General features: G+C 45.3%; 1 protein-coding gene and 1 pseudogene. One reads left to right on the forward strand and one right to left on the reverse strand.

The window, feature by feature from the left end; translation table 11 throughout:
- On the forward strand, positions 1–1065 hold a 1065-nt coding region (locus tag COV46_00160; protein ID PIR18398.1), incomplete at its 5' end, for a hypothetical protein.
- 1 nt (position 1066) lies between these two features.
- Here COV46_00160 and COV46_00165 read toward each other — a convergent pair.
- Positions 1067–1330, reverse strand: a pseudogene (locus tag COV46_00165) (phage antirepressor protein).
- Between the last annotated feature and the right edge of the window lie 586 nt (positions 1331–1916).

The following is a 1916-nucleotide window of genomic DNA, read 5'->3' on the forward strand; positions in this document are numbered from 1 at the left end:
GACAGTAAGGCAAATTTTGCTTTACTGCAATCGGATCCCAATCCTGAAATCCGGCGTGTCGCTGCGCGGGCATTGACTAGTTTTATTGGGCAATGGAAGCCCTTTATAGAAAAAGCGGTTGTCATTGCCCGAAGTGATCCGGACCCGACTGTTCGCCGGTTGGTTATAGAGGGTCTTTCTGGTGTGATGGACATGCCTGCTTCAATATATGGTCTGTTATGCCAAGGATTGAGTGATCCTCAGGAGGTGATACAGCGCGCTTCTGCTGAAGGTTTGAAAAGGCTCCATTTTTTTGCTGATAAACCATTAAAAGTTGAACAAAATAAGGGTCTGCAGATAATGCTCACTGAGTTTCAGCGATCAACAAATCCCTTTGCAAAAGTTGTCCTTGCAAGAGCACTTTTGAAGGCTCCCAAAGATGAAATAAAAACAGAGACGCGCAAGCAACTCGCAGCCTATATCAGATCTAACGTTAGACACCGCAACACGGATATTCGAGCGCAAGCTAGCGCTGCACTCACGGATATCGTTGTACCAACAAATTCGGATCGGAAGTATCTTTGTGGTCTTATAAAGGCAGAGCGAGATATTGATATTCGTGCAACGCTTATCGAGGCATTATATGGCGTTGTTGATGATAAGATAGACCGGAAGGAAGAACAGGAAATAGCAGCGGTAGTCGTTGCGAACCTCCGCTCGGACAACTCCACACTGACTGAATCAGCGCTCCGACTTGTTCGGAGCATTTCACGTCATCCCAGTTCTGAGTTAGTGGAAACAGTAACCCAAGGGCTTTATGCTGCCAACGACTCATCCCTGCAAGACAGCTATCTCAATTTCTTTGTTGGCCATCCAAAGCACTTCACAGCAAAAATGGAAGAGGATCTCAAGTTGTTAGATGCCGACAGTTTTTATGTCATCAGGACAACATTACTAATTATCCAAAGAAGTTCACCTGAAATACGTGCTAAGTTACGGCCAAAGATCGCTAAGCTTGCTGAAGAGAAAAATTTAAAACAGGAACTAAAAAAATTAGCGCAAACCATACTGAGCATGGATAGTTAAATCACTTGGAACCAAGTTTTTTCTGGGGCTTCTTTTCCGGCAAATAATTTGCTCTCGTTGAAACCTTGCGTCCGCTCTTTAGTTCCAGTTGACGGCGGGCGTTACCGGCGACCTTGCCGCCTTCCTTGGCCGCTCGTTTATTCTGATCAAAGCTTTGGGCGTCTTTGTTCCGGGCAATTTCAGTAGTGGAAGCCTCACCGAGCATCGAGAAAATTAACTCAAGATCGTTCATATGGTCGCGTAAGTTCTCGCGCTTCAAGCCTTTGAAAACCACAAGACGGAGTCAATCAAATCAAACGCTGACTTATTGGATCCCTTATTAAAAGATATGCCATGCCAAGACGACCGAAAGTTATATGTCTACGTTGGCAATCAAGTGTTACACCCTAGAAATTTTTTAACACTAGGAATATTTTACCCGCCTACAAAATGTGTTTAGTGGCGGAGGGGGTGGGATTACCGCGCTGCGCGCGGTGTTACGATAGGTGATGCCTCGCTGCCCGCTGTTCGCGGGCCCCCGCTCGACATATCATTCAATATGTCGCGCCAATGTCGGCGCGACGGCGTGATCGAACCCCCGGACCTCGTAAAAGGTCAACAGTTTTCAAGACTGTCGCGATCGACCACTCTGCCACCTCTCCATCTATTATATTATAACTCCTTAAATCAGTAACTAGGCTGCGTTGCAATAGTTTTTTATTCCCGAAGCCAATAATTTTTCGGGAATTTCAATTTCTCCCTTGCGAATAACCTCTTTTTTATATAAAGTATAAAGGGGTCAAGTCTTTACTCTTTACTTTCACACCGCTGCGCCAATATATTCAACCACATCTAAATCAGCAATTTTCCGG

The sequence above is a fragment of the Deltaproteobacteria bacterium CG11_big_fil_rev_8_21_14_0_20_49_13 genome (genome assembly GCA_002796305.1).
In the GTDB taxonomy this organism is placed as follows: domain Bacteria; phylum UBA10199; class UBA10199.